We start from the raw sequence: 23,224 nt of genomic DNA on the forward strand, positions 1-23,224 counted from the left end.
TATTTCCTAACGCGCCCTAACTTCTTTTTATTACACCGACCGTTCACTTTTAGTCAACCTGTGCCAGTCGTTTTCTCATCGATTCACCTTTCATTTCCAGACGGTGCGAGTTATGCATCAGACGATCAAGGATCGCGTCCGCCAATGTGTTATCTCCAACGCAACCGTACCACTCATCCGTTGGCAGCTGGCTTATCATGACCGTGGCGTTCTTACCGTACCTGTCGTCCATCAGTTCCAGCAGATCGTTACGTTGCGCTGGTAGTAACGGTTCGAGACCCCAGTCATCCAGGATAAGCAACTGCGTTTTGGACAGTTGAGCAAGTTGTTTCCGGTAACTGCCGTCTGCCCGGCTGTGGGTCAGTTCAACCAGCAACCGGCTCAGTCGCCAGTACTGTACGCTGTAACCCTGCTGGCAGGCGTTGTTGCCCAGCGCACAGCCTACATAGGTTTTACCGCAGCCGCAGGGACCCGTTATCAGCAGGTTCTGCCCCCTGACCACCCACTCGTTCTGGCTTAACTGAGCGATCCGCGAACGCTCCAGGTTTCTCACCGGCTGATAGTCGATGTCGTGAACCGAGGCTTCAAGCCTCAGCCGGGCCTTTTGCAACAGGCGTTTCTGTTTGCGCTGATCCCTTTCCAGAGATTCACGCGTCACCAGCAACGCCAGCCTTTCCCTGAAGGAGAGCTCTTCGTAAGTGCCGGGTTGTTCCATCTGTGAGGACAGCGCGGCTGCCATTCCCATCAGTTTCATTTCAGTCAGCTGTTTCATCAGCGTATGTGGCATTATCGAGTTCCCTGTTTCAGTGGAAGTGGCGTGGGCCACGGATGTTTTCATGTTCCTGAGGAAGTTCCTGAGACGGATGCAGATCGCCGTCCGCCGGAACAAGGTCGCGATTATTTTTCAGTATCGATTTTATCTGCTTCAGTCGGGTTAGCCCCTCAGCATTAGCCAGCCGGCAGCTGTTGTTGACGCGCTCAGAAGGATACTCGCGCGTCAGGCTCAGTAACCCCAGACACAGGCGGTAGGCCTGCTCCGAATGCGCTTTTTCCACCAGACGCTCACTGACCCACTTGAGCGTGTCGGAGCCCACGCCTGCCGCCCAGTTTTTCAACCGCTCTGGCGTCCACTGCTGATGGTGGCGATGACGCTCCGGCATATGCTCTGCTGCGGTGCTGTTACCGGGATGAAGACGCCGCGGGTGACTGGTGATCATCAGGCCCTCAGCCCAGACCTCCAGCAGGTTGTCGAAGGCATGAAGTTCCACCGTTTTGCCGACGTACTGATGCGGCACAGAGTAATGGTGCTGTTCATATTCAACGTGATAATCGATATTCACTTTCGCTTTTTTGATGTGCCGGTAGCGCCACGGCTGTACCGGTAACGGCCTGAGCGCAGGTTTGTCCAGCCTGTCGAAGGCTTCCCGGCGGTTGCCGGGCAGTTTTTTAAAGGGGCGTTCGTTGAGATCCGTAACCAGCGTACGGATACAGTGGTTCAGTTCTGCCAGCGAGAAGAAGACCTGATGCCGCAGTCGGGCCAGGATCCAGCGCTCAACGATCTGAACGCCAACTTCCACCTTCGGCTTGTCTCTGGGTTTTCGGGGGCGGGCCGGTATTACCGCGACCTGATAGTGCTCCGCCAGTTGCTGGTAGGACGGATTCAGTTCGGGATCGTAGCGACAGGCTTTATTAACCCCGCTTTTGAGGTTATCAGGGACCAGGATTTCGGGAACGCCGCCGAAGAACTCCAGCATCCTGACGTGGCTGAGAAGCCAGTCCGGTAGCGACTGTGTATACGTGGCCTCCGCGAAGGTATAGTTTGATGCCCCCAACACCGCCACAAAGATCTGAGCCTGCCGGCACTCACCGGTTTCGGGTGAGATAACCGCCACCGTGGGCCCACAGTAGTCGATAAAGCATTTTTCACCAGCGAGATGCTGTTGGCGCATGGAGCGCTTCTGTGACTGGGACCAGGTCTGGTAGCGGCAGCAGAACTGTGAGTAGCTGTACGCCCGGATCGGCATCCGCTGACAATACTCTTCCCACAGAAGGTGGCGGGTGACGCCTTTCTTACGCAACTCCATATGGATTTTAGCCCAGTCAGGATCTTCCAGCGCACCGGGACGACTGTCAGAGTCCGGATACAGCATGCTGGCAAGCCTGGGCTCTGACATCCCCTCTGGTAACGGCCAGGAGATCCCGGAGGCCTCAAGGCGTTTGAGCATTTTCTGGATGGCACCTGTGCTGACATCGGCGCACTGGCTTATCTGACGGAATGACAGGCCGACCTCAAAACGCAGCCTTAAAATTTCATGGATTTTACGCATTGCGATTCTCTTGTTTGGCATATATCACCCCCTGTAATGAAAGGGATAGATATAGCAGCAAAAATCAATGCGTTAAGAATGATTCTGGAAACGTGAACAGCAATTCCGGTCAGGTGAACACCGATTCTGGCAAAATGAACAGTGATTCTGGCCATGGTGCAAAATCGTGGTATTTTCCGTCGGAATACGCGTTCACGCGAAACCAGAAAGTGCGTTCACGTTCTGCCAGAATGAGTGTTCACGATAGGCCAGAATATGCATCATCTGACTTCCGTTGTCAGAGCGGATTTCCGTTGAACGCATTGTCTGGTGTGTCGGCGGTAATGGTCGAGTAGCGCAACCTGCTAAAGAAAGTACCAATGCCGGTAATAATAGATTTGCCCCAAATTGCATGATGCGTTTCCTTACTTGTTAATATTCTGAGGGGGGTGAAATACCCTCAGCAAGTATCGGCAACGGACACAGAATATTTAGGGTTAATTGCAGAGGTAAAACGCAGAATTTAATTAATAACCGGAACTAACTAAATTAAAGTCAAATAAATAAAGCCTGATTTTGTTATAAACAAACGGAACCGGGGCTGCACGAAGGGTGAGACGGCAGGCCGAATCACCCGACAGGGAAAACATCACTCAGCGCAATTAATCAGAAATCCAGTTCGCCACCTAAATAAGCACCATCAATAATGCGCTCATTCGGATTCCCGGCGCTGCCGTCAACGCCAATATAACGGTAACCGGCTTTCACTTTTAATGGCTGGAACGGAACCCAGCTGAATCCGCCATCGGCTTCAACATAGCTTTTCGCGCGGTTATTTAAAGAATCGGGCGCGGCATAACCTTCGGCATAAAAGGCCAGAGAGTCACTGAATGGAACGGTAATACCGCCACCAACAGGGAAGGCCACACCTTCATTATCAGAAACAGAACCCTGCATATAAACGGCTTTCGCACCGATATTAATCATTGCCGGGCCAACCGGAATATCAAAGCCTGCGCCCAAAGCACCTGCCTGGCGTCCGTTACGGGTGTTTTTAGCCCAGTTACTGTCAAGGTAAAGACCGGATGTTGCACGACCCATCCCAACACTGAGTTCGGTGAAATCGCTGCCTGCTTTCGCGCCGAGTTCTAATGCCTGAGCTTGTCCGGTGAAAGTGATTACGGCTACAAGAGCGCTGCCGGCAACGAGAGTTTTCATTAAATTGATACGCATTTTAAACCTGTTCTATGTCGTTTTATATCATCAGCGGTACCTGCGCAGATTGCGTCCAGGTGCCTGTTTTAAGAGTGTATAAGACGACATAACGACAATCGTCATCAATTTATATCTTGAAGAGAGACATATATAGATTTTTATGCGTGATATCGGTTTTATGTAGATTTTAATTCTACATCAGTTTGCCACGCAAACGAACTGTGGCGCGTACGGACTGCTGATCACATACGCGCGGTCCCGGATGTTTCTCACCCCAATATTGATCGATGCGCTGTCGCCGCTGTTTTCCAGCCACAGCTGATTAAAGTCAGTGTCTGGTGTGGTATCCAGCGGTGACGGTGTCACTTTATCAATGGTAAAATGATACGTCTTACTGTCAACTTTGACGCCCTGACTGAGGTAAATCGTTCGTTCCAGATAGGTACTCTTCTCAGGCGATTTTACGTAGCCTTCGTACTGAATAATGCCTTTATCTCTGTCGTAAAATTGCAGACTCTCGGTCAGCGAAAAAATCAATTGTCCCTGGTCAACGTCCATAGTTGAATTTATAAAGGCTTTGCAGTTGAGCGTGGGAATTGATCGGTTCTTCGGATAAAAGATAAACGCCACGGCGATAATCACCATGATCAGCAGCAACAAATAGAAACGCAGGGGTTTCACATAGCTCATGGTTTGATCCATTTATAATGATAGAAGTTGTCACAGGAGATAATTTCCCGGTTTTTCCCCAACGTGCATAAAGACAGCATCATCCGCGTGCTGTTGCGGTTTGATACAGACAACTCTTTATTATAAAGGATCACATGGTCTTTATTGCACTGAAGGCTGTACTTCTTCACCATATTGCCTACTTCCAGCATGGCGTCATTTTTTCGTCGATCCGGTATATCTGAAAGGAATATCACTTCACAGCCGCTTTCCCTGTGAGTGATCACTGTTTTCGCGTCATGATCGTCCTGATATTTCCCTATCCCGAATGCAGCGCCGCATAATACGACCAGCGCACCAAAAATGACCGGCAGGTTGTTCTTTTTAGGCGGGGGAGTCACAACCGGTGCTTCAGAATCTATCGGCAATGGGGGAGAAAGTGGCGTCAGTGGTGCGGGCGCAGTGTCGGATTGTGCAGACTCCGCCACCGGCGTCACGCTGATAGCGGTGTTCAGGCGGAAGCCGATTTTCGGCAGCGTCACGATCAGTTCATTGCAGTCGAGCATGGCCAGATTACGGCGCAGGATGCTGACGTACTGGTTGAGATTGTTTCCCGATGCCTGCAAACCGTGACGATCCCACACCGTTTCCAGTAAATAGTCGCGGGTCAGCTCACGCCCGTCTGAAACCAGAAACTCCTCCAGAAGGCGCGACGCCGGCAGAGTGAGTTTTATGATATCGCCGCTGGGAGAATAAGACAGCGTCCCGTCATCCGGATTGAATTCTATTTTATTATCAATAAGATATTTCATCTGACCCTGTTAGATATCCATGAAGTCGTTCAAGTGGTCTTCTGAGAAAAAGTGTCTCAGATAAAGAGTATACAAATTAAAATCGGATAGTCGTAGTTTGGAAAAATAGGGGTGAATTTTCTGTGCTTCACACATTTAACCCTTATTTTCCTATGGATAATTTTCATGCCGCAGATAATTCATTATCCGGTTTACTCTGCTAAATGAAAAATAAAAACCTATATATGCCCCATCGGGTAATTAAATTGTCTGCTCAAATAAAATACGGTTTCCTGTGTTGCCTGATCACATCGTATCGGAGGGAGCCGGGCCACGCGCATTTTCTCCCGCCTGCACGGGAGGTTTTAATGAACGTCAATTTTACTGATTTTCTCACTGCTTTTTCCTCAGCACTGGACTTACTGAACCCGGAAACCCCTCACCGGAGCACCCGCCGGGCTTATATTACCCAGAACATCGCCCGGCACCGGGGCCTCAGTCAGCCCGCTCAGCGTCGTTTGTTTATTGCCGCCTTACTGTGGGATTTCGGTAACGGCTCACATTCTCCGGCCCACGGCGCGCAGCGGTTGAGCAATATTCCGCTGGTGGCCGAATGCGCCGGTCTGGTTTGCGGTGCCGCGATGCACAATGCGGAACATCGCCTGCTGCAACTGGCAAATGACCTCGCTGCCCTCAGCCTGAATGAATATCCTCGTGGTCATTATCCCGAAAAGGTCATGCAAACCCTGTGTGATTCTATCGGCAGTAAATACGCGCTGGATGACGTCATTGCGCTGCGTGATCTTGGTTTATTCCCGGAATTCTGGAAGCAACTCGCTTCGTCAACATTGAGTATCGAAATTCGTCTCCTTGCGCCTTTCCCGGCACATTCTTTGACCGGCCATGAGTTACTTCAGCTTACCAGCCTGCTGGCGCGTGTGATCGATACGCATTGCTGCTCGGCGATTGGGCATTCATTTAAAGTTGCCGAACTGAGTGTTCAGCTGGGTCGGTTATACGGTTTTTCAGACACGGGCATAGAAAAAATTCATATCGCCGGTCTGTTGCATGATCTCGGCAAACTGGCGGTGCCGGCGGCTGTACTGACACAAAAAAAGCCGCTGAACGAAATGCAAAGAAAGCAGATATTCCGCCATCCCCTGCATACCTGGGATGTTTTATCGGTTGTGCCCGGGTTGTGCGATGTTGCGCAGGTCGCCAGTTTTCACCATGAACGGCTGGACGGAAAAGGCTATCCTTTCTTCCTGAAAAGCACGCAGCTGGATCTGGGTTCACGCATTGTTTCCGTTGCAGATAATTATGCCGCACTGACGGAAGAACGCTGCTATAAGGTGGCTTATTCACCGGAAAAAAGCTTCGCCATCATGGAAGAAAATGCCCGCAATGGCGGGCTGGATGCAGCGGTTATTGGCGCGCTGAAATCCAGCGTCAGCGCTGCCGGAATGGATATCATTAGCGCATCGTCAGGACAGCCGTAATACTCACATTGAATTTACCGGTCTGCACCTGTTCGCCGGACGCCCGGCTCAGTTCAGCCACGTAACCTGTCTCATGAAATGCCGCGCCTGTATCGGTACTGGCGGCGCTAAAATCGACATACTTCCCCTGTTCCGTCCTCACGCTCAGCCCGATGCCCGGCAGGCTGGTTTCGATGTGTTGCGCATCAACCCGTTTGCCGTTGTATGTAAAATTGATCGCCATGTTGTCGTAATCTTCCGGCGAGTTGCAGCGCAACGGCAGATGAAAACGGACGCGGGAAAGCACCGGAGAAGTGCCGAGCGTTGTGTCCGGGAATGTGACGCGCATCGTATTGCGGGTGATGCTGCATTGGCTGACGCTGAGCCGCAGCGCATTCATCCCCAGCGACATTCGCGGTGTGCCTGCCTGATTGAGGGTAAACAGGGCCGGTAAATTATATTCACCGGCCTGAACCCGACCGGTTTTATACAGCCGGAGGGCAAAATTTTTCATCGACGTCGCTACAGACGATCCCTTCAGTGGCGCGCCGTTGTGCAGGCACAGACTTCCTTCCTGCCGGCAAAAACTAAAACCAATCCCCGGAATATCCGTCTGATAAATGCCCCGGCCCTCATCCCAGACCGGATGTGAAATCATTACATTAAGGTCAGAGTCGGGCAGAACAGCATGACTTCACGCGCTGGCAGGAAAAGTGGCCAATAGCGTGCCAGCGGGCTGTATCTGTTTTACCGCTAAGGCCCCGGCTTTAAGCAACAGGATTTTGTTTTCGCTGGCCAGTGTCTGAGAGAAAAGAGGCGGAAGGGCAAGTAAAGGCAATAACAGCCAGGTATTGCGGCGCGCTAAGAACATGATAATTTCCACAAAGTTGAAGTGTCGGATGGGGGACCCGGCGGTGCTGAACGGGGAATATGGCACAGCATATGGCCGTTGAGGGTGACGGCCAGCGGCCAGCGTGCGTGGCTGAAATCCGCCAGTAAAATACCGGCTGCGCCGCCGGTGCCTATCCGGGCATGAGCGGCATCCTGAATCTCGACGCCGAAGGGCAGCGGATGCTCTTTTTTATCGAGTAGTTTGGCAAAACGCCGGTCGTGGCGGCGGGCATTAAATTCGGCTTCGATCACTGCGCCGTGGGTCGGGATGACCCTTTTCACGGTAGAAGAGGCATCGATATGTCGGTCGAGGGATTCAGGATCCAGTTCAACATCGTTCGCGCGGTAAGGCACGGCATACGGGATCACCGCATTGCCCCAGCGATCGGTGGAGACATTCTCGCTGTTTTTAATTTTCAAACCCCGGGTCTGCGGGGTGTGAACCAGCACCACGGTATCGCCCAAGGGCTGGCTGAACGTCACGCCATGATGATGAACCAGTACGCCGCCTTCCATGCCCAGACTGGTTTGCTGATAACCACGCCCCTGCGAAATACCGGCGCTGACAATGCCCGCAGAACCGCTGTAATCACCCGAAATCTGCGATGTTTTCTGGCTTCCCTGGCCGGACAGGCTGACGTCGTAACTCAGCTGATCATCCGCCATCAAAGAACCGTTCACCGAGGCCGTCTGTTGCGTGCCGTTACGGGAATCCGTCAGCGAGTTATAACCGACGTGTTGCATTTGCGATTCACCCAGCGGGATCACTACGTTGAACGTCAGGCTGTTATCCGTGACGCCTTTAAGTCTTCGCTGATGGGTGTAGTAAACCTGAAATTGTGACTGCCAGCGGCTGACGCTCAGCCCGACACGTGAACTGCGCTGCCGGCTGCCGTCCCCGCGCTGGTCTTCGGTATAGCGCAGCATCACGGTCATCGCGCCGATACTTTGATCGAGCTGAGCGTTGTACTGATCGCGGTAGCGGATACCCGCCGGACTCCGCTGCGCTGCGCTGATAGCATCCCCGACTTCCTGATAATTCTGGCTGTACTTGTGTTTCCAGCTCAGGCTCAGGGTGCTTTGGGTTTCGTCGACCGTGCGCACAAACAGCGTTTCCAGCTGTTTCCCCTGCTGCGCTTTCTGGCTGTTTACGGTTTGGGATTTGCTGCGTTTGAGTAATAAAGACAGTCCGCCGATCACCGGAATATTCGCACCCAGCCCGCCGCCGCTGTTCTGATATCGAAAATTGCCCTGCGTCGCCATCTGCTGACCGGCGAGCAGGGTGAACGTATTACTTAACCCGTAAAAGGCGCTGGCCTGATAGATTTTTGGCACAAGCGTTGTGCCTGACGTCGTGCTGTTACGATAACGTCCGGCGGAGATTTCATAGTTAAACACGCCGGGCGGGAGCAGGGCGGCAATGGCATTGAACGCCTGCGTAAAGTGCTGCGTGCTGCCATCGCTTTCAATCACAGTGATATCAAGATCGCCGGAGCTGGTCGCGCTGTGTAAATCCTTAATCAGGAACGGGCCGGGTGTGACGCGGCGCTGGTCAATCACAAAACCATTCTGGCGGATGACCACGGTGGCGTTGGTGCGCGCCGTTCCGCTGATGTCGGGCATGTAAAATCGCTGATTGTCCGGGCGCATTTCTTCGCTGGAGTAGAGTGTTATGCCGCGCAGTGAAACAGACGAAAAGATTTTGCCATTGGTGAAGAAATCACCGCCGCGAAACGTACTTTTTAATGCGGCGATATCGCGGGTGATATAACTGGCGCTGCTCTGATAATGGCTGCCTGCCTCGCTGCTGTAGTTAAAATAGCCGTCGTTGCGCAGCCGCCAGTTTCCCAGATTGATGCCGCTGTTGAGCGTCGAACTGGCGGTGTCAATTTGCTGACTCTGGCTGCCGGTATTGCGCTGCAGGTTCAGGTTGTAATTGAGACGCGCGGCGTTCAGCCCCGCCACCCAATTTTGCTCGGGCGCAATATCCCCGGAGACCGTGGAATAGCGAGCCTGCGGAACGGTCAGGGAAAGCTGCTCGCTCCCGGCGTCATAGTTAAAACGGGCGTCATCCACAAAGGCGGACAGCGGATGTGGCCCTTCAGGCGAACGGTCGGGCGTGATGCCCCAGGCGCAGAGCTGCGCGGCGGTAAATACCGGCTGAACTGAACCTTCTGCCAGCTGGAAAATTTGTGAAACCTGACCGGTTTCTTCGTTATTGATCAGCAGAATGACCGGATAATTCCCGGCGATCATTTCGCTGCCTTTTTCCAGCACCGACGTATCTACGCCCTGCAAATTCCCCACTTTTTCCATTAACGACATATCGAAATCTTCACTGCGCACAAGGCACGGATAAAATAGCGGGAGCAGAAAAAGGGTGAGGAAATGCGGGGGATTCTCATGGTAAGTGCGGGGATCCGGGCCTTATGGCCCGGTAACACCTGACGCAGGTGATGTGAAGGACGCCAGATGTTATTTCCTGATGCTTTATTTATACGTAAACGCGAAGGTTGCGTTAGACGTGACAGTCCCGGCGCTGACCGTGGCGTCCTGCTTGGCGTATTCCACGACAAAGTTGATACTTTCTGTGCCCTGATTCAGGCGGTCGATGTAATCGGCAGAAGGAACAACGCCGCCGTTTACCTGAAGAGGTGTCGCCAGATCCTGCTCACTAAAAAGCTCGAAACCCACGCCTTTCGCGCTGTCGGCATCGGTGCTGGTGTTCGTGAGAATGGTCGGTGTTGACCCATCAGTGTGGCCATCGATGGTCATGGTCAAATCATCCGCACTGGCTTTCTCAGCACAATTCACCGAAAGATGGAAACGTTGCTGATCCTCTGCGGTGGCTTGCCCGGTGGTGAGCGCGGCAACTTTTGCCTGATTGATTTCTGCCAGATTCACGGAATGATCGGTATTACTGTCATTGATCGTACAGGTGGGCGCTTTCACCGAACCATTGAACTGAATTTCAACCGAGGAGGCGGCGTCATCAGCGTGAACCAAACCGGCGACCGGCAGTAAAGATAATGCTAAAGCACCGGCTAATACATTTTTGTTAAACATCATTTTCTTGCCTTTATAAATTTAAAACAGGGAGACTCACTTTCCTTCAGAGAGGGTTTAAATCACTGTGGGAAATTTTATTAAAAGAGATGCTAAATAGAGATATTCTGCATTTTTGAAACACCGCCAAAGTCATTAATAATATTGTAATGAACCTGATGCACAATCGCGTTGGCGGGCACAGGAATGGTCAGCGTCGAAAATGGTTCAACCATATTGGCGGATAGTTTGTTTTTGTCGTTATTTACCGGGCCATCCCACACTTTATCAAAAGTAATATGGTACGGAGTCGGGTTCGTGACGATAAGTTTTCCCGGTTCTGCACGCCAGGTCATTTTGACAAAGCTTTCATGAAGCTCCGGATCAATGCTTTTTGGCCGGTAAAAAATCTTGATACGTGTTTTAAACGCCACAACCAGCTGCGGGCCGTTGTCCCCGGACTTCTGCGGGATTTCCTTCACATTCAGCCACATCAGCGTTTCCCGGTCTGCCGGAAGCTGGGTGCTGTCAATTTTTTCAATTCGCAACGTGCCGGCATTCCCTCCGCTGATCTTCGACAGCGGCGGATACACGGTGAAGCGGCCTTCTTCCTGGCCCTTTTCATTTTCAATCCATGCCTGAGCCAGGAAATTAATCCGCGTCGGATTATCGACTTTTACCGATTCCTGCGAGTTTGATTCAGGATATACCACACGGGTTTCATCCAGAATAAGAGACGCGTGGCAAAGAATTGAAAATAAATACGTCGCCAAGGCTGTTATCAGCTTTGCGGCTATTTTTCTGTTCATGGTTTTACCGGAATTTAAATAATAGGATATTTCGCTTGGAGGCCAATTATAGGCGGCCAACCTCAACGAAACCTAAACGGGGTTGTGCTGAAATTTTGAGATGTGAAATTAATGATACAAAAATAATAGGATGTAAATCTCAGGTCAACGTCAGGAAAATAACCGTTCACCGGATGGAAAAGTGTGTTAATCCCTGTCTCCCGACATTCGTCAGTTATCACAAAAACGTTAACTTTCCGGGAGGATTCGGTAAGACATCCCTCTGTAATCTGACGTCATCGACAACTACCGCAACGGTGACGATGATGATGAACAGACGTAATTTTCTCTTAGGCAGCACCGCCGCTTCGGCGATTGCCGTCATGGGGCTTTTCCCCGGCGTGTTTACCCGCAAAGCCGATGCGCAGGTCAGATCTGAAAAGTTTGAAATTGAACTGACTGATGCGCAATGGCACCAGCGGCTCAGCGATGCGCAATATTACGTATTGCGTGAAGCCGGTACCGAACGCCCTTACTCCAGCCCGCTCAATAATGAGCATCGCGAAGGTCAGTTTTCCTGTGCGGGTTGCGACCTGCCTTTATTCTCCTCGTCGACCAAATTCGACAGCCACACCGGCTGGCCGAGTTTCTGGAAACCGCTGCCGAATGCGGCGCTGACCAGCCGGGATACGACGCTGGGTATGGTTCGCGACGAAGTACATTGCCGCCGCTGCGGCGGTCATCTTGGCCACGTTTTTGACGACGGCCCGCAGCCGACGGGTTTGCGTTATTGCATGAACGGGCTGGCGATGACGTTCACTCCAAAAGTTTAATTTCCGCGAGGCTGCTATGAAAATAACCGTGAAAAATACAGAAAAAAGAGTGAAGTCTTTACGCAATCTCAGTGTGATCGCCGGTCTGGTGCTGGCCTCGGCTTTTGTCTTCCAGAACACCGCCTGGTCGTGGGGCGGCGCGGAACCTGCTGTCGTGATCCCGGCACCCGCACACGATGAACCGGCCGGCACATCACACAGTGAAACCGCCGTGTTTGCCGGCGGCTGCTTCTGGGGAATTCAGGGCGTGTTCCAGCATGTGAAAGGCGTGACCAGCGCGGTGTCCGGGTACACCGGCGGCGAAGCGCAGACCGCCACTTACGAGCAGGTGAGCAGCGGCGATACCGGCCATGCGGAATCCGTCAAAGTCACGTTTGACCCGACGCAGATCACCTACGGCGAACTGTTACACATTTTCTTCTCCGTGGGGCACAACCCGACTGAGCTGAACCGGCAGGGGCCGGACACCGGCACCCAGTACCGTTCGGCGGTTTTCCCGATGAACGCGGCGCAGGCTGAAGTGGCGAAAGCGTATATCGCGCAGCTCAGTGCCAGCAAAAGCTACAGCGATCCGCTGGTGACGAAGGTGGAAAGCAACGCGCATTTCTATCCGGCGGAGGCTTATCACCAGAACTTCCTGAATGATAATCCGAATTATCCGTACATTGTGGTGAACGATCTGCCGAAGATTAAAGACTTAGAGAAAGTCTTCCCGGCGGATTACCGGGAGCAACCAGTGCTGGTGACAAAGTAGAGCTTGACGCTCTGGCTTTAAAGTCAACACCTTGGGCTCGCCGCCCAAACAGGCTTTACGCGCCAGCTTAGTGTAAGTTTCGGTTTTTCAATTGCGGTGATCACTCAGCGGCTCGCGCCGAAACCGACCAAAGAGGCCCAGGACGGGGCCTCTTTGGAATCTCCGCGTCTTTTTACAACCCGCGCTATCGCTCGCTGGCTATGTTTCAGGTACCGCAGCTATTGCCGCGAAAACTTGCCGCTGCGCGGTACCTTCATTTCGGTCTTCGAGCCTTTTGGTCTCGAAACACTCATTCAGCAAGCTTTCTGAAAGCGGCTGGAGGCTTCTTCAATTCAAAATCAGCCTGCATAAATCTTCCGAATTACATAGCCTTTGGCCGCTTTCAAAACGACGTCGAGTGAGTGGTGAGAAACAGCGAGAGTCTTTTTTCGAGCAGGTTCGAACCCGAGGCGAGAGAACCGCGCAGCGGCGGCGTTTGCGGCAATAGCCGGAGTTGCTGAAACATACTTTACTAGCGGCAGCGCGCAGTTAAAAAGCGCGGGTGTCCAGAGGGCGCGCGCGTTAACGCGCCCTTTGGGCCAGTTTGGGCGGCGAGCCCAAGGTTTAGACCTTGAGCGATCACCGCAATTGAAAAACCGAAATTTTCACCAGGCCGCCTTTAAAGGCAGCCCTTTGCAGCTGCCTCCTGCAAATCCAGAAACTCCTCAATGCATTCCATGCACGCCTCCCGCTCCTCCACGTGCGGCATGTGGCTCGAATTCTCAAAAATTACCCACCGGACGTCTTTGATCCCGTCGGCGAAGGGCTGAACCACTTCGGGGGCGGCTTCGTCGTAGCGGCCGGAAATCAGCAAGACCGGCACGTTGATCGCCGGTAAGCGATCGATGATCGTCCACGCTTTCATGCTGCCGATCACGTGGAATTCGGTCGGGCCGTTCATGGCGTGATACACCGTCGGGTCGGTGTCCATCGCGGCGAAGGTGCGTTTTACCTCTTCCGGCCACGGGTTGAGACGGCATACGTGGCGCGCGTAGAAAACCTGTGAGGCGGCTTTGTATTCTTCGCTGTCGATTGTTCCGGCCTGTTCGTGGGCGAGCAGGGTTTCCTGCACACCGGCGGGAAGTTCGCTGCGCAGGCGGGCGGCGGCTTGCAGCCATAATTCCATCGAGGCCGGTGAGTTGGCGATGATCAGCGCTTTCAGGCCGGAGGGGCGCGTCACGGCATGTTCGGCTCCCAGCATGCCGCCCCAGGATTGCCCGAGCAGCGCGTAGTTTTCTTCGATGCCGAGATGACGCAGGAGAGTGTCCAGCTCTGCCAGAAACAGCGACGGTTGCCAGAAGTCCGCCGGTTTATCGGGAAGATGCGTCGAACGGCCATTGCCAATCTGATCGTAATGAATCACCGCGCGGCCTGTTTTGGCGATGTCCCGGAAGGCGTCAACGTAATCGTGCGTGCAACCCGGCCCGCCGTGGGCGATCACCAGCGGAGTTTTGCCGCTGCCGGGATCGCCGCTAATGCGGTACCAGGTCTGGTATTCCTGGAACGGTGCGTAGCCTTCAGTGATGTTGACCATTTTGTTTCCCCTGTCGGTGAATAATCTTCTCAGGGTAAACATCAGTGCGGCGCTGAACAGCTAGTAAAAAAGATAGGAAATCGGGCGGTCAGCTGTCCAGCAGGCGGTAATGCAGCGCGCGGACCACCGCTTGTACGCGGTTGCTGGCACCCAGTTTACGCCCGGCGGTATTGAGATGCAGCGTCACGGTGGCCACTGAGCGGCTGAGTTTTCGGGCGATCTCCTTGGCCGTTAATCCTTCCGCCGCCCATGCCAGACATTCGCGCTCGCGCTTGCTCAGCCGGACATGTTTGCAGGTCAGCACGCTGGCGTCGAACAGCGGAAAGACGCACTCCTGAAACGTCAGCGCCAGCAGGCTCAGTTCCGCCAGCACGTCGTGAATATCCAGCTCATGCCCCGCACCGGTGTGAATACCGGTGACGGTCACAAACCCGCCGTTCGGCAAATGCAAAGGCACGGTTGCGCCGCACGGCATGTTGTTATCACACATGTAATGCGTGACCGGTTTGTTGAGATCGCTCAGACGATTTTGCAGCGACGTGTTGTCCGGCCGCTGATAGGACCACACAAACGGCGCGCAGCTTTCCAGCGCGTAATGCTGCACCGGATCAACCTGGTAATAGCCGCTTTCCAGCCACAACTTCTGCATGTCGCCCGGCACGTTAGACATGCGCAGCAAGGAGGGCGTGATGAGGTCACCTTCCAGCGAGCGCGGCACCGGCGTGTAATCGTAAATCAGGGCGTCGAATCCCAGACGCGACGTCTGCGCGAAAAGCTGGTTAAACGCGCCGTCAACGGTGGTTTCCCGTAATGGCACTGCACTTTCATTCACCGCGAGTTTCATGAATTCCTCTCCGCAATTTCGGCTATACACCAGGAATGTGTTGATCGGGCACCGATTTGGCTGCTGCCCGTTTTATAAGAAAAAGTTATGCAATCGCAGTGCCAAATCGCTGGCATGACAAACCTAGTATTTTTGCTAACTACCGGTGAGGTTTCGCGGAGGCTAACGTAGAGCCACAGGGAAATGACGCTTGCTCTGCACCAAAAACAGTCATTAAGAGGATTGCCATGCACCGTTACCGATTTTTGCTCTGGCGCCCGCTGCAACTGCTGCCGGTTTTACTGGGGATCAGCATTCTGACGTTTGTCATGGTGCGTGCCATACCCGGCGATCCGGCGAGGATCCTGCTCGGTGTGCGCAGTACGCCGGAAGCCATCGCCCGCATTCGTGCGCAGTACGGGCTGGATCTGCCGGTCTGGCAGCAATATCTCTATTTCTTACGCAATCTGCTGCACGGCGAAATGGGCAAGTCTCTGATTTACCGGGTGGATACGCTGAAACTGATTATGTCGCGCATCGAACCGACGCTGTATCTGGTGTTGGGCAGCGTGCTGCTGGCGATGTTGTTCACCGTACCGCTGGCGGCAACGGCGGCGAGAAATCGCGGGCGTCTGGCGGATCAGATGATCCGTCTGCTTTCTACCGTCGGCCTTGGATTACCGGCGTTCTGGCTGGCGATCATGATGATTTTGCTGTTCAGCCTGTCGCTCGGCTGGTTTCCCGTGTCGGGCTACGGCAGTGATTTCGGCGAGCGTCTGCATCATCTGTTTTTACCGTGCCTGACCGTGGCGCTGGCGCTGTCGGCGGTGCTGACCCGCAATCTGCGCGCCAGTTTGTTGATGGAATTACAGAACGATTATGTCACCGCCGCCAGAGCGCGCGGGCAGAACGAGAACCGGATTTTCTGGCGTCATGTGATGCCCAATTCGCTGGTGCCGACGGTCAATCTGCTGGCAGTGAATATCGGCTGGCTGATTGGCAGCACGGTAGTGATTGAAAGCGTGTTTGCCATTCCGGGCATGGGACAGTTGCTGGTGAAAGCCATTATCAGCCGCGATTACATGGTAGTTCAGGGCGTGGTTTTGGTGTTTGCGCTGGCGACGGTGGCCGTCAATCTGGTGGCTGATTTGCTGACCGTGGCCTTGGATCCGAGGGTGAAGCTATGAGCATGACAGAAAAAATAGCCACGCAGCGGTTGGGTCGTTTTCACCTGCGGTGGTTGCCGCGTCAGCAGGCGCTGCGGCTGGGCATTCTGATGCTGAGCGCGTGGGTGCTGATTGCGTTGCTTTCCCCATGGATTGCGCCGTTCGACCCGATTGCGCAGGACGCTGCCGTGACGCTGTCACCGCCGACGTTCGCGCACCCGTTTGGCACCGATAATTTTGGCCGCGACATTCTTTCCCGCGTGATGTGGGGCGCGCGGATTGATCTGCAAATCTGCATCATCGGCGTCATTTTCCCGTTCACCTTCGGCACGCTGATCGGCGCGTTTTCCGGTTATCTCGGCGGTGCGGTGGATACGTTTTTCATGCGCGTGATTGATGTGGTACTGGCATTTCCGTTTCTGGTGCTGATGCTGTCAATCATCGCTATTCTCGGGCCGGGCCTGAGCAGTTTTTATATCGCGATGGCGATGGTCGGCTGGGTATCTTACGCCCGGCTGGTGCGCTCGCAGGTGCTGACGCTCAAACACCGCGATTTCATTCTGGCCGCGCGCAGCCTGGGCTACAGCCATCCGCGCATTTTGTTATTGCATCTTTTGCCTAACGCGCTGACCAGCTCGCTGGTGTTCTCGATGTCCGATTGCGTGCTGGTATTACTGAGCGGCGCGTCGGTGAGCTACCTCGGCTTAGGTGTTCAGCCACCGCTGGCGGAATGGGGCGTGATGGTGGCCGAAGGGCAAAGTTTCATCACCACCGCGTGGTGGATAACCACGTTTCCGGGCTTAGCGATTGTTGTGCTGGCGATGAGTTTCAGCCTGCTGGCCGACGGTCTGGGCGACAAACTGGGGGAACGCGCATGACGCTGTTACAGGTTTGCGGTTTGACGATTGAAGACCGGCAGGGTGTGGCGCTGGTGGATAAGCTTTCCCTCACGCTCAGTGCCGGTGAAATCCTCGGGCTGGTGGGCGAAAGCGGCTCGGGAAAAACGCTGAGCTGCCGCGCGATGATGCGCCTGTTGCCGGGCGAAGGGCTGAAAATCAGCGCCGGAGAAATTTGCCTGAATGACAGCGATTTACTGACGTTAAACGATAAACGCATGACGGCCATTCGCGGGCGGGAAATTGGCATGATTTTCCAGAATCCGGCCAGCCATCTGAACCCGGTGATGACCATCGGTCAGCAAATTGCTGAAAGCCGCCGCCTGCATTTTGGCGCGAGCCGCCGCGAGGCGCAGCTTCAGTCCGTGGAATGGTTGCGGCAGGTGGGCATTCCCGATCCGCAACGGCGAGTGGATAACTATCCGCATGAGTTTTCCGGCGGTATGCGCCAGCGCGCGATGATCGCCGTGGCGCTGGCCTGTGAGCCAAAAATTCTGATTGCCGACGAACCTACAACGGCACTGGATGTCACCGTGCAAATGCAGATTTTACGGCTGCTATGCGACCTGCGCGACCGGCTGGGCATTGCCATTATTCTCATTACCCATGATCTCGGCGTGGTGGCGCAAACCTGCGACCGCATTGCGGTGATGTACGGCGGGCGGTTGTGTGAAACCGGCGAAAAACGTCAGGTGCTGGCGCAGGCGTTGCATCCGTATACCCGCGGCCTGATTGACTGCCAGCCGGCCAGCGAAGGCGGCGCGGGGCGGTTGATCACATTACCCGGTCAGCCTCCGGTGGCGGCGCGTTTCCCTGCAGGCTGCCGTTTTCATCCGCGTTGCACACATGCGACGGCACAATGCCATGAACTCCAGCCCGCGATGCAGTCGGCGGCGTTTGCCTGCAGCCATGTGGCCGCCTGTCATCACCCTTTGCGCGTCCTCAAACCGGTTATCCACGGGAGGGAAAATGAATCCACTTTCTGATGTGACGTCTGTCCTGAACGCGCGGCCTTATCCGCTGCTGGAAGCCGAAGATTTGTCGGTGACATTTCCGGTGTCCGGCGGGCTGGGGCGTAAAAAGCGCGTCGTGCAGGCGGTGAACGGCGTGTCGCTGTACATCAATGCCGGAGAAACGCTGGGGCTGGTGGGTGAATCGGGCAGCGGAAAAAGCACGCTGGGGCGCGCGATGTTGCAGCTTGAAAATGCCAGCGCAGGGCGGGTGCGTTTTAACGGTCAGCTGATCACCGGTGGCGTGAAGCCAGATATCGCCCGACTTCGTCAGCAAACTGCGATGATTTTTCAGGATCCATTTTCCTCACTGAACCCGCGTCAGACGCTGGGCGAGAGTATTGGCGAAGTGCTGCGTGTACATCAGAAAGTCGCGAAAGCGGCAATTCCGGCGCGGATTAACGAGCTGTTGACGCTGGTTGGCCTGAACCCGGAACACGCGTCGCGGCGGCCACAGGCGCTGAGCGGCGGGCAATGTCAGCGTGCCGCAATTGCCCGAGCGCTGGCGATTGAGCCACGGCTGATTGTCGCCGATGAATGTGTTGCCGCGCTGGACGTGTCGATTCAGGCGCAAATCATCAATCTGCTGATGGATCTGCGCGAAAGCATGGGGCTGGCAATCTTGTTTATCGCGCACGATCTGGCGATTGTGCGGCGTCTTTGTGACCGCGTGGCGGTGATGTATCTCGGGCGCATTGTGGAAAGCGGACCGACGCAGACGGTATTTAACACGCCGCGCCATCCTTACACCGCCGCGCTGGTGGCGGCGATCCCCGAAATTGACCCCGACCGGCCGCTGCCGGAAAACCCGTTACAGGGCGAGCCGCCGAGCCCGGTTTCGCTGCCTGCGGGCTGCGCTTTTCATCCACGCTGTGCCCGTGCGCTTCCCGCGTGCAGGCAGGGCGCGGCGCCCGAAACCCGGCATATTGCCGACCATGCCTTCGCCTGTGTGCTTGATGCGCCCGGTAGCGAAAGGATTTTTCCGATGACTGAAGGAATGTTACATGAAGCAAAAGCATTTTAACGTTGTGGCCGCCGGGGTGCTGCTGGCGTTGAGCCTGGTCAGCGAAATGGCGCAGGCGGCCGGAGTTCTGACCATCGGACGTCGCGAGGACAGCACGACGTTTGACCCGATCAAATCGGCGCAAAAACGCCGATAACTGGGTGTTCTCCAACGTGTTTGACCCGCTGGTCCGCGTGGACAATACCGGCACCAAACTGCTGCCGGGGCTGGCGGAAAGCTGGACGATTTCGCCGGACGGCAAAACCTATACACTGAAAATGCGCGATGCAAAATTCTCCGACGGCACACCGGTCACGGCAGCGGATGCGGTCTTCAGCCTGACGCGTATCCGCGATGACGCCGGTTCGCTGTGGAAAGATTCGTACAGCATTATTGATACGCTGAAAGCGAGTGACGCGCACACGCTGGTCATTACGCTGAAAACGCCGTCGGCGGCGTTTCTCTCCCAGCTGGCGCTGCCAAATGCATCGGTGATTTCACAGGCGGCGCTGACCAAACAGGGCGCGGAGGATTTTGCCGAACATCCGGTGGGTTCGGGCGCCTTCAGCGTGAAAGAGTGGACGCGCGGTGAGAAGGTCGAGCTGGTGAAAAACCCGTATTACTGGGATGCCGCGAAGGTGAAGCTTGATGGTGTCGAGTGGCTGACGCTGCCGGATGACAATACCCGTATGCTGAAAGTGCAGGCGGGCGAAATCGATGCGGCGCTGTCGATTCCGTTCTCACGCATTTCATCGTTGCAGAAAGACCCCAAACTGGCTGTTGAGCTGGATACTTCCACACGGGAAGACCATCTGCTGATTAACCATTCCCACGGCGATTTGGGCAAAATCGAAGTGCGTCAGGCGCTGGATTTCGCCATCGACAAAAAATCGATTATTGACACCGTGACGTTCGGCTACGGCAAAATCGCCAATTCCTACATTCCTGACGGCGCGCTGTATCACTACGCCGGCAATCTGCAACGTCCTTATGATCCGGAAAAAGCCAAACAGTTGCTGGCGGCGGCGGGCGTGAAAAACCTGACGCTGAAATATCTGGTGAACGCCGGAGATGAAGTGGACGAGCAAATCGCCGTTCTGCTGCAACAGCAACTCGCCAAAGCAGGCATTACCGCCAATCTGCAAAAAGTGGATCCGAGCCAGAGCTGGGACATGCTGGTGGCGGGGGATTACGACATTTCGGTGATGTACTGGACGAACGACATTCTCGATCCGGATCAAAAAACCACGTTTGTGCTGGGGCATGATTCGAACAACAACTACATGACGCGCTATCACAACGACAAAGTGAAAGCGCTGGTGGCCGCCGCCCGTGTGGAAATGGATCCGGCAAAACGCCAGCAGATGTACATTGATTTGCAGAAAATGGCCAAGGCTGACGTGAACTGGGTCGATCTGTATTACAGCCCGTACCGCAACGTCACACGCAAAAATATCAAAGACTTCCATCAGAACCCGTTAGGGCGCTTCACGCTGGAAGACACCGTTAAAGAGTAATTTCGCCACCCCAGGGAAGTAATAAGAAAGACGCAATAAAAGTCTGTTTTACCCCTTTAGCCCACCTTCCGGTGGGCTTTTTCTTGCCGCTGTGTTCGCCCTCTCTGCCCGCCGGTGTGTCAACCGATCCTCAACCATTGCGCTGACCTCACTTGATTTTGAGCGCTTGCTCAAGTACCTTGCGCGCTTGAGCAAGTGCTCAAAAACTTTCTGAGGCTTTATATGTTCGTCCACAACCGCTGGCTGATCCTCGCCATTGTCACCAGTACACTTTTCCTGATCATCATTGATATGACGGTGCTTTATACGGCGCTGCCACGTCTGACGCTGGCGCTGAGTGCGTCGTCATCCGAAAAATTATGGATCGTGAATGCGTATCCGCTGGTCGTTGCCGGTCTGCTTCCCGGCGCGGGGATGCTGAGTGACCGTCTCGGGCATAAAAACCTGTTTATGAGCGGCCTGCCGGTGTTTGCGCTGGCCTCGCTGTGCGCGGCTTTTGCACCGTCCGCAGAATGGCTGATCGCATCCCGCGTGTTTCTGGCAATCGGTGCGGCCATGATGATGCCCGCGACGTTAGCGATTGTGCGTCATGTGTTTACCAATGAACGCGAACGCGCGCTGGCGATCGGCATCTGGTCGGCGGTGGCGTCGGGCGCGGCGGCGCTCGGGCCGGTGGTGGGTGGCGTGTTGCTGGAATATTTCTGGTGGGGGTCGGTGTTCCTGATCAACGTGCCGATTGTGCTGGCCGTGTTCCCTTGCGCTCTGTCGCTGATCCCGCGTGGCAAAGGCAACCCGGAGCGTCCGTGTGATTTCACCGGTTCGGCGATGGTGATGATCGGGCTGGTTGGCGTGATTTATGCGCTGAAAGAGCTGAGTCAGATGAATTCGTCCTGGGCTGGCGTGCTGCTCCCGGCCTGTGCAGGCGTGCTGTTTCTGGGGCTGTTCACCAGAAGACAAAAACGTGCCGTGCAGCCGATGATCGATTTTTCGCTGTTCCGTAACCGCGCCTTTGCCTGCGGCGTGGGCGTGGCGATCACCTCGATGATTGCGCTGATCGGCATCGAACTGGTGCTGAGCCAGCGGTTGCAGCTGGTGCTCGGGCTGACGCCGTTTATGGCGGCGATGTTCATTTTGCCGATCCCGGTGGCGTCCGCGCTGGCGTCGCCGCTGGCCGGAATGCTGATGCCGCGATACGGCGTTCGCAAAATTATGCTGGGCGGTTTCGCGCTTTCCGCCGCGGGAATTGTCAGCCACGCGTTGCTGTTTGAAGGCGGCACCGCAATGCAGCTCGTCAGCCTGTTTATTTTAGGTTTCGGCCTCGGCGGCGCGGTGACGGCGGCCTCGACCTCCATCATGCTGAACGCCCCGGAAGAAAAAGCCGGGATGGTCGCAGCAATTGAAGACGTATCGTGGGAAATGGGTGGCGTGCTGGGTGTGACGCTGCTGGGCGGGCTGATGACGGCGGTTTACAGCCGCAGCCTCACGTTGCCGGACGGTATTGTGACGGGCGATGGCGCGTATGACAGCCTCGATGAAGCGCTGAATATCGCCAGCCATCTCAGCCCGGAACATGCGACGTTAATCACCGAACTGGCGCGCGCGGCGTTTGATCAGGCATTTCTGGCGGTACTGGTTTCTGCCGCCACGCTGGTGATCGCCACCGTGGTGGTACTGAAAATCGTCCTGCGTAAGCCGGTGGGCGTGCGCCAGTCTTCCTGATAAACTGCGGCCTGAGCGGTTGCTCAATGCCAGCACAGGACTGAAGATGAAAGAAAATCGGGAAGTATTGAGGGCGCGAATCCTCGACGGTGCCATCCGCCTCTTTATCGAAAAGGGCATTGAGAAAGTGACGACGCGCGAACTGACAGAATACGTCGGGATCTCGCGCAGTCATATCTATCACTACTTTCCCGACTGGCAGACGCTGTGTATCGAAGCGCTGACGGAAGTGATGCTGGCGGAACTCAAGGAGTTCACCGCTGAAATCGTGGCGCTGCCGCCGCAGGAAAAACTTCACACCCTGGTAAACAGCTATCTGCCGGACACGCAGGGTGACATCTGGCGACTTTACGGTTCGCTGTGGCAACTGGCGGCGCACAACGAGGCTTACGCCGAACTGGCGCAACTGATGGTGAGAAAATGGCTGGATTTGCTGGCTGAAATCATCAGCGCAGGCATTGATGCGGGAGTATTTCGATCCCCCAACGCCGGCCGCGTCACCCGCCAGCTTTCCGCGATGCTCAACGGCTACGCCGATCAGCTGATCGTCATGCCTTCTGCCGAAGTCAGGCAGGAAGCCATGGAAGATATCTGTGATTTCGTGGAAATGGTGTTAAGGAAATAAAGGGCGTTTTTGATCGGCTCTCCCTCAGGGTCGATCAGAGCAAAGACGGAAAGTGAAGATCTTCAACGAAAGAAACGCTTTAAACGCACACATCCCATTAATTACTGATATCTCTTATTCAC

At 54.7% G+C, this 23,224-nt stretch carries 21 protein-coding genes and 1 pseudogene; 10 read left to right on the forward strand and 12 right to left on the reverse strand.

Annotation, left to right across the window (positions count from 1 at the left end):
- Positions 1–49: 49 nt before the first annotated feature.
- The 6 genes from istB to ACM5QY_RS22925 form a co-directional block, all read right to left on the reverse strand.
- Entirely contained in the window at positions 50–790 is a 741-nt protein-coding gene (gene istB / locus ACM5QY_RS22900) for an IS21-like element helper ATPase IstB (RefSeq protein ID WP_416122809.1), read from the reverse strand.
- A gap of 13 nt (positions 791–803) precedes the next feature.
- Positions 804–2,348, reverse strand: coding sequence for an IS21 family transposase (gene istA, locus ACM5QY_RS22905; protein WP_416119222.1), 1,545 nt, complete (start codon positions 2,346–2,348; stop codon positions 804–806).
- Between the two features lie 171 nt (positions 2,349–2,519).
- On the reverse strand, positions 2,520–2,720 hold the full coding sequence (locus tag ACM5QY_RS22910; RefSeq protein WP_416122986.1) for a hypothetical protein: 201 nt from the start codon (positions 2,718–2,720) through the stop codon (positions 2,520–2,522).
- Positions 2,721–2,972: 252 nt separating this feature from the next.
- Positions 2,973–3,539 (reverse strand): YfaZ family outer membrane protein, encoded by a 567-nt coding sequence (locus tag ACM5QY_RS22915; RefSeq protein ID WP_416122987.1) that lies wholly within the window; start codon positions 3,537–3,539, stop codon positions 2,973–2,975.
- 180 nt (positions 3,540–3,719) lie between these two features.
- On the reverse strand, positions 3,720–4,211 hold the full coding sequence (locus tag ACM5QY_RS22920; protein WP_416122988.1) for a FidL-like protein: 492 nt from the start codon (positions 4,209–4,211) through the stop codon (positions 3,720–3,722).
- A complete protein-coding gene (locus tag ACM5QY_RS22925; protein ID WP_416122989.1) occupies positions 4,208–5,002 on the reverse strand; it encodes a winged helix-turn-helix domain-containing protein in 795 nt (264 codons plus the stop codon). The genes ACM5QY_RS22920 and ACM5QY_RS22925 overlap by 4 nt, the downstream gene beginning before the upstream one ends.
- Before the next feature lie 347 nt (positions 5,003–5,349).
- Here ACM5QY_RS22925 and ACM5QY_RS22930 point away from each other — a divergent pair, with 347 nt between their 5' ends.
- Positions 5,350–6,480, forward strand: coding sequence for an HD-GYP domain-containing protein (locus ACM5QY_RS22930; RefSeq protein WP_416122990.1), 1,131 nt, complete (start codon positions 5,350–5,352; stop codon positions 6,478–6,480).
- Here the strand turns inward: ACM5QY_RS22930 and ACM5QY_RS22935 are convergent.
- The 4 genes from ACM5QY_RS22935 to ACM5QY_RS22950 form a co-directional block, all read right to left on the reverse strand.
- Entirely contained in the window at positions 6,455–7,117 is a 663-nt protein-coding gene (locus tag ACM5QY_RS22935) for a hypothetical protein (RefSeq protein ID WP_416122991.1), read from the reverse strand. The two genes, ACM5QY_RS22930 and ACM5QY_RS22935, sit on opposite strands and share 26 nt — an antisense overlap.
- 203 nt (positions 7,118–7,320) lie before the next feature.
- Complete coding sequence (locus ACM5QY_RS22940) at positions 7,321–9,675, reverse strand: fimbria/pilus outer membrane usher protein (protein WP_416122992.1); 2,355 nt, start codon at positions 9,673–9,675, stop codon at positions 7,321–7,323.
- A gap of 165 nt (positions 9,676–9,840) precedes the next feature.
- Positions 9,841–10,419 (reverse strand): fimbrial protein, encoded by a 579-nt coding sequence (locus ACM5QY_RS22945; protein ID WP_416122993.1) that lies wholly within the window; start codon positions 10,417–10,419, stop codon positions 9,841–9,843.
- 89 nt (positions 10,420–10,508) lie between these two features.
- Positions 10,509–11,204 (reverse strand): fimbrial biogenesis chaperone, encoded by a 696-nt coding sequence (locus ACM5QY_RS22950; RefSeq protein ID WP_416122994.1) that lies wholly within the window; start codon positions 11,202–11,204, stop codon positions 10,509–10,511.
- A gap of 302 nt (positions 11,205–11,506) precedes the next feature.
- Between ACM5QY_RS22950 and msrB the strand changes: the two genes are divergently transcribed.
- Together msrB and msrA are read left to right on the forward strand one after the other, a co-directional pair.
- Positions 11,507–12,016, forward strand: a complete 510-nt coding sequence (gene msrB, locus ACM5QY_RS22955; protein WP_416122995.1) for a peptide-methionine (R)-S-oxide reductase MsrB — start codon at positions 11,507–11,509, stop codon at positions 12,014–12,016.
- Positions 12,017–12,032: 16 nt separating this feature from the next.
- The gene (gene msrA, locus ACM5QY_RS22960) at positions 12,033–12,770 is read left to right on the forward strand and encodes a peptide-methionine (S)-S-oxide reductase MsrA (protein ID WP_416122996.1); all 738 of its coding nucleotides are present in this window, start codon (positions 12,033–12,035) and stop codon (positions 12,768–12,770) included.
- 658 nt (positions 12,771–13,428) lie between these two features.
- Here the strand turns inward: msrA and ACM5QY_RS22965 are convergent.
- Complete coding sequence (locus ACM5QY_RS22965) at positions 13,429–14,343, reverse strand: proline iminopeptidase-family hydrolase (RefSeq protein WP_416122997.1); 915 nt, start codon at positions 14,341–14,343, stop codon at positions 13,429–13,431.
- 88 nt (positions 14,344–14,431) lie between these two features.
- The gene (locus tag ACM5QY_RS22970) at positions 14,432–15,187 is read right to left on the reverse strand and encodes a LuxR family transcriptional regulator (protein WP_416122998.1); all 756 of its coding nucleotides are present in this window, start codon (positions 15,185–15,187) and stop codon (positions 14,432–14,434) included.
- Between the two features lie 227 nt (positions 15,188–15,414).
- On the opposite strand from ACM5QY_RS22970, the gene ACM5QY_RS22975 reads away from it, so the two are divergent.
- The 7 genes and pseudogenes from ACM5QY_RS22975 to ACM5QY_RS23005 all read left to right on the forward strand — a co-directional run bounded on the left by ACM5QY_RS22975 (position 15,415) and on the right by ACM5QY_RS23005 (position 23,102).
- The gene (locus ACM5QY_RS22975; RefSeq protein ID WP_410148302.1) at positions 15,415–16,353 is read left to right on the forward strand and encodes an ABC transporter permease; all 939 of its coding nucleotides are present in this window, start codon (positions 15,415–15,417) and stop codon (positions 16,351–16,353) included.
- Positions 16,350–17,210 (forward strand): ABC transporter permease, encoded by an 861-nt coding sequence (locus ACM5QY_RS22980; protein WP_416122999.1) that lies wholly within the window; start codon positions 16,350–16,352, stop codon positions 17,208–17,210. Before ACM5QY_RS22975 ends, ACM5QY_RS22980 begins: the two co-directional genes overlap by 4 nt.
- A complete protein-coding gene (locus ACM5QY_RS22985) occupies positions 17,207–18,214 on the forward strand; it encodes an ABC transporter ATP-binding protein (protein ID WP_416123000.1) in 1,008 nt (335 codons plus the stop codon). Before ACM5QY_RS22980 ends, ACM5QY_RS22985 begins: the two co-directional genes overlap by 4 nt.
- A complete protein-coding gene (locus ACM5QY_RS22990; protein WP_416123001.1) occupies positions 18,198–19,262 on the forward strand; it encodes an ABC transporter ATP-binding protein in 1,065 nt (354 codons plus the stop codon). Before ACM5QY_RS22985 ends, ACM5QY_RS22990 begins: the two co-directional genes overlap by 17 nt.
- Positions 19,243–20,758, forward strand: a pseudogene (locus tag ACM5QY_RS22995) (ABC transporter substrate-binding protein). The gene ACM5QY_RS22990 and the pseudogene ACM5QY_RS22995 overlap by 20 nt, the downstream one beginning before the upstream one ends.
- A gap of 222 nt (positions 20,759–20,980) precedes the next feature.
- Positions 20,981–22,477: an MFS transporter gene (locus ACM5QY_RS23000; RefSeq protein ID WP_416123002.1), complete on the forward strand. Its 1,497-nt coding sequence runs from the start codon at positions 20,981–20,983 to the stop codon at positions 22,475–22,477.
- Positions 22,478–22,523: 46 nt separating this feature from the next.
- Entirely contained in the window at positions 22,524–23,102 is a 579-nt protein-coding gene (locus tag ACM5QY_RS23005) for a TetR/AcrR family transcriptional regulator (protein WP_416123003.1), read from the forward strand.
- Positions 23,103–23,224 lie beyond the last annotated feature (122 nt).

It is taken from the genome of Rahnella sp. PCH160 (assembly GCF_047784855.1).
Classification (GTDB): Bacteria; Pseudomonadota; Gammaproteobacteria; order Enterobacterales; family Enterobacteriaceae; genus Rahnella.

Bases quoted from the DNA above. Each gene is read 5' to 3' on its own strand.
- istA (WP_416119222.1), bottom strand. From the start codon at position 2,348: ATGCCAAACAAGAGAATCGCAATGCGTAAAATCCATGAAATTTTAAGG.
- ACM5QY_RS22910 (WP_416122986.1), bottom strand. From the start codon at position 2,720: ATGCAATTTGGGGCAAATCTATTATTACCGGCATTGGTACTTTCTTTA.
- ACM5QY_RS22915 (WP_416122987.1), bottom strand. From the start codon at position 3,539: ATGCGTATCAATTTAATGAAAACTCTCGTTGCCGGCAGCGCTCTTGTA.
- ACM5QY_RS22920 (WP_416122988.1), bottom strand. From the start codon at position 4,211: ATGAGCTATGTGAAACCCCTGCGTTTCTATTTGTTGCTGCTGATCATG.
- ACM5QY_RS22925 (WP_416122989.1), bottom strand. From the start codon at position 5,002: ATGAAATATCTTATTGATAATAAAATAGAATTCAATCCGGATGACGGG.
- ACM5QY_RS22930 (WP_416122990.1), top strand. From the start codon at position 5,350: ATGAACGTCAATTTTACTGATTTTCTCACTGCTTTTTCCTCAGCACTG.
- ACM5QY_RS22935 (WP_416122991.1), bottom strand. From the start codon at position 7,117: ATGATTTCACATCCGGTCTGGGATGAGGGCCGGGGCATTTATCAGACG.
- ACM5QY_RS22940 (WP_416122992.1), bottom strand. From the start codon at position 9,675: ATGTCGTTAATGGAAAAAGTGGGGAATTTGCAGGGCGTAGATACGTCG.
- ACM5QY_RS22945 (WP_416122993.1), bottom strand. From the start codon at position 10,419: ATGATGTTTAACAAAAATGTATTAGCCGGTGCTTTAGCATTATCTTTA.
- ACM5QY_RS22950 (WP_416122994.1), bottom strand. From the start codon at position 11,204: ATGAACAGAAAAATAGCCGCAAAGCTGATAACAGCCTTGGCGACGTAT.
- msrB (WP_416122995.1), top strand. From the start codon at position 11,507: ATGATGATGAACAGACGTAATTTTCTCTTAGGCAGCACCGCCGCTTCG.
- msrA (WP_416122996.1), top strand. From the start codon at position 12,033: ATGAAAATAACCGTGAAAAATACAGAAAAAAGAGTGAAGTCTTTACGC.
- ACM5QY_RS22965 (WP_416122997.1), bottom strand. From the start codon at position 14,343: ATGGTCAACATCACTGAAGGCTACGCACCGTTCCAGGAATACCAGACC.
- ACM5QY_RS22970 (WP_416122998.1), bottom strand. From the start codon at position 15,187: ATGAAACTCGCGGTGAATGAAAGTGCAGTGCCATTACGGGAAACCACC.
- ACM5QY_RS22975 (WP_410148302.1), top strand. From the start codon at position 15,415: ATGCACCGTTACCGATTTTTGCTCTGGCGCCCGCTGCAACTGCTGCCG.
- ACM5QY_RS22980 (WP_416122999.1), top strand. From the start codon at position 16,350: ATGAGCATGACAGAAAAAATAGCCACGCAGCGGTTGGGTCGTTTTCAC.
- ACM5QY_RS22985 (WP_416123000.1), top strand. From the start codon at position 17,207: ATGACGCTGTTACAGGTTTGCGGTTTGACGATTGAAGACCGGCAGGGT.
- ACM5QY_RS22990 (WP_416123001.1), top strand. From the start codon at position 18,198: ATGAATCCACTTTCTGATGTGACGTCTGTCCTGAACGCGCGGCCTTAT.
- ACM5QY_RS23000 (WP_416123002.1), top strand. From the start codon at position 20,981: ATGTTCGTCCACAACCGCTGGCTGATCCTCGCCATTGTCACCAGTACA.
- ACM5QY_RS23005 (WP_416123003.1), top strand. From the start codon at position 22,524: ATGAAAGAAAATCGGGAAGTATTGAGGGCGCGAATCCTCGACGGTGCC.